Source organism: Wolbachia endosymbiont of Nomada ferruginata, from assembly GCF_001675785.1.
Taxonomy (GTDB): Bacteria; Pseudomonadota; Alphaproteobacteria; order Rickettsiales; family Anaplasmataceae; genus Wolbachia; species Wolbachia pipientis.
In genome coordinates, this window is sequence record NZ_LYUY01000062.1 from 1 (window position 1) to 8,040 (window position 8,040).

At 36.7% G+C, this 8,040-nt stretch carries 9 protein-coding genes; 8 read left to right on the forward strand and 1 reads right to left on the reverse strand.

All coding sequences use genetic code 11. From position 1 onward, the window contains the following. Window positions 1-163: 163 nt before the first annotated feature. From BA053_RS08710 to BA053_RS04210, 6 genes are all read left to right on the forward strand, one after another. Window positions 164-373 carry a hypothetical protein gene (locus BA053_RS08710; RefSeq protein ID WP_245611590.1) on the forward strand — a complete coding sequence of 70 codons (210 nt, stop codon included), beginning with the start codon at window positions 164-166 and terminating at the stop codon, window positions 371-373. Window positions 374-606: 233 nt separating this feature from the next. Next, window positions 607-2,013 carry a cytochrome ubiquinol oxidase subunit I gene (locus BA053_RS04190; RefSeq protein WP_065094886.1) on the forward strand — a complete coding sequence of 469 codons (1,407 nt, stop codon included), beginning with the start codon at window positions 607-609 and terminating at the stop codon, window positions 2,011-2,013. Continuing rightward, a complete protein-coding gene (gene cydB, locus BA053_RS04195; RefSeq protein WP_010962802.1) occupies window positions 2,006-3,028 on the forward strand; it encodes a cytochrome d ubiquinol oxidase subunit II in 1,023 nt (340 codons plus the stop codon). The genes BA053_RS04190 and cydB overlap by 8 nt, the downstream gene beginning before the upstream one ends. A gap of 250 nt (window positions 3,029-3,278) precedes the next feature. After that, a complete protein-coding gene (gene era, locus BA053_RS04200) occupies window positions 3,279-4,163 on the forward strand; it encodes a GTPase Era (protein ID WP_065094885.1) in 885 nt (294 codons plus the stop codon). Continuing rightward, the gene (locus BA053_RS04205) at window positions 4,156-4,977 is read left to right on the forward strand and encodes a 3'-5' exonuclease (RefSeq protein ID WP_065094884.1); all 822 of its coding nucleotides are present in this window, start codon (window positions 4,156-4,158) and stop codon (window positions 4,975-4,977) included. The genes era and BA053_RS04205 overlap by 8 nt, the downstream gene beginning before the upstream one ends. Before the next feature lie 207 nt (window positions 4,978-5,184). After that, on the forward strand, window positions 5,185-7,185 hold the full coding sequence (locus BA053_RS04210) for a WD0745 family porin (RefSeq protein WP_065106798.1): 2,001 nt from the start codon (window positions 5,185-5,187) through the stop codon (window positions 7,183-7,185). Here BA053_RS04210 and BA053_RS07665 read toward each other — a convergent pair. After that, window positions 7,160-7,348 carry a hypothetical protein gene (locus BA053_RS07665; RefSeq protein ID WP_167347173.1) on the reverse strand — a complete coding sequence of 63 codons (189 nt, stop codon included), beginning with the start codon at window positions 7,346-7,348 and terminating at the stop codon, window positions 7,160-7,162. The genes BA053_RS04210 and BA053_RS07665 overlap by 26 nt on opposite strands. On the opposite strand from BA053_RS07665, the gene BA053_RS07365 reads away from it, so the two are divergent. Both BA053_RS07365 and BA053_RS04215 read left to right on the forward strand, forming a co-directional pair. After that, the gene (locus tag BA053_RS07365; protein WP_155975174.1) at window positions 7,342-7,521 is read left to right on the forward strand and encodes a hypothetical protein; all 180 of its coding nucleotides are present in this window, start codon (window positions 7,342-7,344) and stop codon (window positions 7,519-7,521) included. The genes BA053_RS07665 and BA053_RS07365 overlap by 7 nt on opposite strands. Before the next feature lie 100 nt (window positions 7,522-7,621). Continuing rightward, on the forward strand, window positions 7,622-8,040 hold a 419-nt coding region (locus BA053_RS04215; RefSeq protein WP_156518224.1), incomplete at its 3' end, for a baseplate hub domain-containing protein.

The window sequence follows — 8,040 nt, forward strand, 5'->3', positions numbered from 1 at the left end:
TTAGTAAATTTCTTAAACATTTAAACTAAGGTGAGTTGCATTTAAAAGCAGCTAAATTGCAGCGTTTAAGACTTAAAAAACACCAATACTGAAAATAGACAATGACTAGGGCTTCTTTTGCCTTTTTTTTCGTTTGGTAAATTTCTTAATGTTTGTAGCTAACATGAACAAACATTTGAGAGTAACTTCTGCTAGTAGGGTGTCATCCCAGTGCTTGACACTGGGATCCAGCTTTCTTTATAAATTCACCAAAAGTGCTTCATTCTATAACGCAAAACCCATACTCACCAAACCCAATGCATTACTTGCAACTAAGTTTCCTGGATCCCAGTGTCTGGGCACTGGGATGACAAAAAAAGGAGCACTGGGATGACATCATAGGGGCGCTGGCCTGACAATCGTCATTCCGCTACGTGTTAGCGGGATCTAGAGATACCGTGACGGTATGACAAGGGAGAACAGTTGTATTCCTGCACAATTTATTCTCATGACAAAAACGTCTTAACTTTCTCTCTACTTTTTCTGGGTAAGGTCAATTTTGTGAAAAAATGGATTGAATTATAGGCAGATTTGGCTATTATTTGTAATACATGGGTATTAGGTAAAATGTTTAAATTTGATCCTTTATTATTAGCTCGAATTCAGTTTGCCTTCACAATAGGCTTTCACATTATATTTCCTGCTTTCACGATCGGGCTTGCAAGTTTTCTAGCCTTTTTGGAATGGTGTTGGCTTAAGACTGGTGATACACGTTTCCGTGATGTTTATAAATTCTGGATCAAGATTTTTGCCGTTGCTTTTGGCATGGGAGTGGTATCTGGAGTTGTAATGTCATATCAACTCGGTACCAATTGGTCGATTTTTTCTGACCGCATAGCCAATGTTCTCGGCCCTCTATTTTCCTTTGAGGTTTTAACAGCCTTTTTTCTGGAGGCATCTTTTTTGAGTATTATGCTATTTGGATGGAATAGGGTAAGTCCTCGTATGCACTTTGCTTCTACTTGTATTGTTGCAGTGGGAACGCTTATTTCAGCTTTTTGGATTATTGCAGCCAACAGCTGGATGCAAACACCCACTGGATTCACGATTGGTGAGAATGGTCTCCTATATCCAACCAATTGGTTAGAGATTATTTTTAATCCTTCTTTCCCTTATCGCTTTATTCATATGGTAACAGCAGCCTATCTTACAACAGCGTTCGTGGTGGGCGGTGTAGGGGCGTTTTATCTTTGGAAAACGCAACATGCTCCTCAAGCAAGAATTATGTTTGGTATGGCAACCATTATGGTAGCTTTAGCTGCACCATTTCAGTTGTTTGTGGGGGATAAGCATGGATTAAATACTCTAAAGCATCAACCTGCTAAGATTGCTGCAATGGAAGGTATATGGGAAACCGAAAAAGGGGCTGGCTTACTTTTATTTGCTTATCCGGATCAGCAAAATGAAATTAATCACTACGAGATAAAAATTCCTAATCTTGCCAGCTTGATCTTAACACATGATTTTTTAGGAGAAGTAAAAGGATTAAAGGAATGGAAAAAAGAAGATAGACCACCTGTAGTATGGGTATTCTGGTCCTTCCGTATAATGGTTGGAGTTGGAATTTTAATGATCATAATTGGGTTAGTAAGTGTTATACAGTATCTTCGTGGCAAATTATTCCAAAGTTGTTTCTTACATGGATGGTGGATATCAATGATGCCGTCTGGGTTCATAGCGTTACTTGCAGGTTGGTTTACTACTGAAATTGGTCGTCAACCTTACACTGTATATGGAATTATGCGCACAATTGAATCATTTTCACCTGCGATTACCGGTCCTCAGGTTGCATGGTCTTTGATTGCATTTATCGTTATGTATACCCTTATATTTGGAGCAGGCAGTTACTATATCCTAAAACTTATATATAAAGGAATTCCTGTCATTAAAGAAGAAGAGCAATTTTATAAACACGGTATTGGAGCTTCAGTGATTGATGCTGGTACATCTGGAAAGGACAACAATCATGTTTGATTTTTCTTCCTTAATTAATTTACCCCTAATCTGGGGATTACTAATTGCCATAGCTGTTTTACTGTATATTTTAATGGATGGGTTTGATTTAGGTATTGGTATTTTACTTCCTTTTGCACCGTCAGATAAATGCCGTGATCACATGATAAGCTCAATTGCACCATTTTGGGATGGAAACGAAACATGGTTGGTATTGGGTGGTGGAGGGTTGTTTGCTGCTTTTCCTCTTGCATATTCAATATTAATGCCTGCTTTTTATATTCCAATCATTATTATGCTGCTTGGCCTTATAGTGCGCGGAGTATCCTTTGAGTTTCGTTTTAAGGCAGAAGGAAAATACAGGCGATTATGGGATTATGCCTTTCATTTTGGGTCACTTGGTGCTGCATTTTGCCAAGGCATGATTTTAGGTGCATTTATACATGGTGTAGAAGTAAACGGACGCAACTTTTCTGGTGGCCAATTTGATTGGGCAAGTGCTTTTAGTGTAATGACAGGCATTGCTGTGATATTTGGATATGCACTTTTAGGTTCTACATGGCTCATAATGAAGACAGAAAATATAACACAAGAATGGGCACGCAAGGTTGCTTCTTATACGCTTGGTTTTGTAGGTATTTTCATGGGACTAGTGAGTGTAGTGACACCATTTTTAAATGAACGTATTAAAAACTTTTGGTTTAGCATGCCAAATTTTTATTATTTATTTTCTATTCCATTACTCACATCTTGGCTATTTTTCATGCTGTGGTTTGATCTTCAGAATACTAAACGGGAGTACCGTCCATTCTTTCTCAGTATTGCTATTTTTTTTATGGGATATTTAGGTTTAGGAATTAGTATCTACCCATGGATTATACCTTTTCAATATACCATTCTGGATGCAGCTGCTTCTGGGCCAAGTTTATCTTTAATGCTCATTGTTATAATACCGCTTTTACCAATCATTTTAACTTACACTGGTTATTGCTATTATGTCTTTCGTGGAAAATCAAATTATGAACACACATATTAAGGAGTTAGTGACCTTATGGTTAAAACGTTACCCTTAAATCAAGCAGTCGTTCAGGCAATGGCGTCAACTTAAGAGCCTTCATTAGCAAACCCTCCTATGGATTTTCTGAAAAGTTTTTGAGTATATTGTATTTTTAATTTGTAGAATAAGTTTTTTTCCTTTTTGCATGCTAACCAAAAAGGGTTCTGTCATCCTTCTTGTCATATAAGTAGCTTGACGCGGGCATTCAGTTTTCTTTATAATTTTCTTTGTGAAAGAACAAAAATGCTTATTTGTAACCATAGCTGGCTTACCAAATGCTGGGAAGTCTACATTAATTAACAGCATCATAGGCAAGAAAATTGCAATTGTCACCCCTAAAGTGCAAACAACAAGGACGCAAATAAGGGGTGTTGCAACATGCAACAACACACAAATTGTCTTTACTGACTCCCCAGGAATTTTCTCAGCAGAAACAAAACTTGAAAAAGCTTTAGTCAAATCTGCATGGTCGGCAGTTAAGGATAGTGACATCACTTTGTTGCTTGTTGATGTAAGCAATTATTTGAAAAATATAGAAAGAATTAAGACTATATTTATGCGGCTGCAGCGCACAAAAGGCAGATGCATTTTGGTTATCAATAAAACTGATTTGGTAAAAAGGCCTGAATTAAAGATGGCGCATGAGCATCTGAATTTGCTTTATAAATTTGAAAAGGTTTTTATGATATCAGCATTAAAGAATGATGGACTTTCTGATTTGATGAATTACTTGTCTGAAGTTGCATCGGTGAGCTCCTGGTTTTATGAAGAAGATCAAATAACCGATTCCTCGACAAATTTTTTATCAGCAGAAATTACGAGAGAAAAATTATTCTTGAACTTGCGTGAAGAATTGCCATACTCTACAGCTGTTATAACTGAACAATTTGAGGAAAAAAAAGATAAGAGTTTAGTCATCAAGCAGATCATATTTGTGTTGAAAGATAGTCATAAAAAAATAGTGCTAGGAAAAGATGGCAGTAATATTAAAAAAATTAATATCGAAGCGCGTGCTGAACTAGAAAAATTATTTGAGTGCAAGGTACACCTCTTTTTATTTGTGAAAGTGCGACCTTGGATCGACCGTCCGGAGGAGTATATAGGCAATGCTTAATTCTTTATTGGTATTTGATATTGAAACTATACCAGATGTAAATTCCTGCAAAAATTTACTCAATATTAGTGATGATAGTAGTGTAGAAGAGAAGAGGGATGCATTAACAAAATATCATCTTGAAATAACAAACGGGCAAAACTCTTTTCTGCGTCAGCCTTTTCACCTTGTTGTAGTTATTAGTTTTTTACTTTGCAATATAAGCTACCAGAGTGGTTATGAGGTGTTCACACTGCAAGAAATAAGATCTGGAGGCACACTAAATTCCAGTGAAAAGGAGCTAGTGAAAGGATTTTTTAACTACATATCAGAGAAAAAGCCAAGATTAGTTTCGTTCAACGGACGCACTTTTGATATACCAGTGCTGAAGTATCGTGCTATGGTCCATGGCATTCAAGCGGAATATTTTCATAAAGCTGGCGATAAGTGGAATAGTTACAATCAGAGATATAGCAGTGATTGGCATTGTGACTTACTTGAATCCCTCTCTGATTTTGGAGCTTCTGCGAGAGTAAAAATGAACGAAGTTTGTGCAGCATTTAATCTTCCTGGTAAGATTGGAGTTGATGGGTCACAAGTTATGGACTTATACGATAGCGGCAAGATACAAGAGATTCGAGATTATTGTGAAACAGATGTAATTAACACTTATTTGATTTACTTAAGGTTCATGCATCATCAGGGAAGGATTACTACTGAAAGCTACAACAAAAGTGCGGAAGAGCTGCTTTTAGAGTGCGAAAAAAAAGAATACCTAAAGAAATTTAAAGAAGAATGGGAAAGAACTTGTGGTGGAAAAATTTTACTTCCATAGAATAAATAGTCGAGTTATAATGCACTAACAAGCGAACCTCTGTACTAAATTTTGGTTAATATACACGTTGAGCATATTAAGAAAGTTGCTTTTAAGGTATTGCATTTTACTTTTATTTTCGTTATAAGGTTGCTTTAAGTTGAATTTTCAACATTTTTATACTATTTACATTTAAGATATGATTTCGAAATTTTTTGGGGGCACTTCATGAAAAAGTCTATGTATACTAGAACTGCTCTAGTTTCTTTATTAACTTTATGTTCTTTCAGCAGTTTTGCAGCTGACTTTCCTGATGAGAGTATGAAGGAAATAAAAAAGCAAGAGAGCACAAAAACTTCTGGAAAAACAGAAGTTATGAAAACATCAAATAAAAAACTGAAAGAAAAGATGGACAGAATATGTAATGCTGATCCAAGAAAAAAAGCTGAAGAGCTTAAGAAAAAGGAGGAGATGAGATTAGCAGCCGAGCAGAAGAAAAAAGAGGAGATCAGGCTAGCAAATGAGAAAAAAGCAAAGCTTATAGAGGATTCAAAAGCGAAAGCTCTAAACGCTAAGAATTCTAATATAGAAAAAGGTAAAGTTTCAAAAACTAAGCGTTCTAAAACTAAGAATGCTAAAGTTGAAGCTAAAGATGTAAAGAAGGATGTAAAAGTTGTTAATAAAAATACAGAGGAAAAAGGTAAGGCAAGTCCTGTTGTTTCAGTTGGTGGAGTTGATATTATCGATACCAATCAAGGGCAAAGTAATTTAAGAATAACTTTTGGTGGTGTTGTTGATGCTCAAGGTTATGGCAAAGCTGGACCAAGTGGCGCAGATTATAAACGTTATAACGTTATGCCAAACAGATCTACAGAGTATTATGATGCCACTCCAGATATAACAAGAGGAGCAAATCCAATATTCTATGAAGGAATAGGAAATATTGGTGATTACAGCAACGATATGGGTATGATTGCTGATGCAATATTGCACCTCAGAGCAGAAAATAAGAATGAAGATTTAGGTCTTCTTTATGGTGCTGACGTGCAGTTTCATGTCCCAGTGACCGAAGGTAAGGGAGCTTCACAGGGTGTTTATGCTGCAAAAGGCAGAAGTGCGCATGTGTTTGTTAACTCAAAATATGGTGACGTGAAGCTTGGTTATCAATTTGGTCCTGAGGCTCTGATGAGACTTGATGCAACAAGAATTGCAACTGTTGACGGAGCTGCAGATAGTGATTGGTTCAGAAAAGTGAACTTAGAAGGAAGCGCTGCAAGCTTTCCATTTTATGTAACACCACGTCTTTACACTGAAAGTTTTTCGAGTGAAAGTGAAAAATTCTCTTTCCGCATGGCAGGGAAATATAACAAAGGCGTTATGACTACACTGCCATTTAGAGTTGCTTACTACTCACCAAATTATATGGGCGCAAGGTTTGGTATCAGTTATGCACCTCGTTATGATAGTAGTTTGTTTACTGTAAAAGAAACAGTTCCTTTTGAGGAGGATATAAGTGGTACCAAGGTGATAAAGCATAAAGAAGAGATAAAGCATGTCGGTCCAGACTATGAGCACATAGTAAGTGCTGGTGCATCATATGAATATGACTTTGATAAACATAACATAAAAGTTAAAACTTCTGCAGTTGGTGAATATGGCTTTCCAAAGCAACCAAGTAAAGATAAGCATCTTTATAAGGAATTTGTGGAGTATAATGATCTGATGGGTGTTAATTTGGGTGTAAGCGCTGATTATAAGATTAATGAAGATCAAGGCATAAAATTTGCTGCCTCTTTTGCATACTTGGGCAAATCTGGTCAACCGAAGGGTATTAAAATAAAAGGTAATGATGACTATAAACAAATTCCTGAAAAGGATCCTCAAGATCAAAGTAAGGACAATAAAGAGTATGAAAGAATTAAAGGCTTAGCTCAATTCGATAACAATACCATGTATTGGACTGTAGGAGCTGGGTATCAACATGAGAATATCTACACAAGTTTGACGTACTTTGGCAGCAGAATGAATGACAAAGATATGCTTCATGATGGTGCACTTGGCGTTCAATATGATCTGTCTCCTGCATGCAGTAAGAGCAAATTTGTTCCTTACGCAGCTCTCCATTATTTTATGACTAACGAAACAGGTAAGCTGAAAGATGAGTCTGATGCTGATGTACCTTCTAACCAAGGAATTCTCCTTCTTACTGGTGTGAAGTTTTCTTTCTAACCAGCCAGTACACACCACAGTTAACTGTGGTGTATTCTTGTCTGTTAGTGTTTATTTGTCGATCAAATAAACATATGGTGTCCTCTCTCCTGTCATCCCAGTGTGTGACACACAACTGTACGAACATTGTGATTTGAGGACACTCCACCAAGAAGGATGTCATCCCAGTGCCCAGACACTGGGATCCAGCTTTCCATGCAACTTCATCAAAAGCGTTTATTCAGCATAAGATCAGCCACTTTTTATGCTCACCAAATCAGTTTGCTTACTTACAAGCAAAATTTCCTGGATTCCAGTGTCAAGCACTGGAATGACACCCTATGGTCACCGGAATGACGCTTTATGGCTACTTAGATGATGAGAAAAGAACACACTGCCCTTATTCTACTGGCCGTATAGCTACTTTCAAATTTAATCAATTAAGCAGGAGGCCCCTATGCAAACCACACTAAAAAATCATTTAGCTGGAGAATTACTTACCACCGCTACGTGCTGGAAATTAAAGCTCGCAGGTGGAGAAGTAATGGGATTCACTGACTATGATGAAGATTTAAATATTGATAATATACTCTATAAATCTTCAAGTGGATTTACAGCCAGTAGTATAATATTAAACAGCGATTTAAAAACTGATAATCTAGAAATTGAAGGGATATTAAATAGTGCTGATATTAAAGAAGAAGATGTTTTATCAGGAAAGTACGACTTTGCAAATATTGAAATATTTCTTGTGAATTATAAAGACTTGACCCAGGGAACAATGAATCTACATTCAGGAATTTTTGGTAAAGTGACATTAAGTAGTGGAAGATTTATTGTTGAAATTAGAGGGCTCTCAGCAAAGCTTGAGAGAAT

Bases quoted from the DNA above. Each gene is read 5' to 3' on its own strand.
- BA053_RS08710 (WP_245611590.1), top strand. From the start codon at position 164: ATGAACAAACATTTGAGAGTAACTTCTGCTAGTAGGGTGTCATCCCAG.
- BA053_RS04190 (WP_065094886.1), top strand. From the start codon at position 607: ATGTTTAAATTTGATCCTTTATTATTAGCTCGAATTCAGTTTGCCTTC.
- cydB (WP_010962802.1), top strand. From the start codon at position 2,006: ATGTTTGATTTTTCTTCCTTAATTAATTTACCCCTAATCTGGGGATTA.
- BA053_RS04205 (WP_065094884.1), top strand. From the start codon at position 4,156: ATGCTTAATTCTTTATTGGTATTTGATATTGAAACTATACCAGATGTA.
- BA053_RS04210 (WP_065106798.1), top strand. From the start codon at position 5,185: ATGAAAAAGTCTATGTATACTAGAACTGCTCTAGTTTCTTTATTAACT.
- BA053_RS07365 (WP_155975174.1), top strand. From the start codon at position 7,342: ATGTCATCCCAGTGCCCAGACACTGGGATCCAGCTTTCCATGCAACTT.
- BA053_RS07665 (WP_167347173.1), bottom strand. From the start codon at position 7,348: ATGACATCCTTCTTGGTGGAGTGTCCTCAAATCACAATGTTCGTACAG.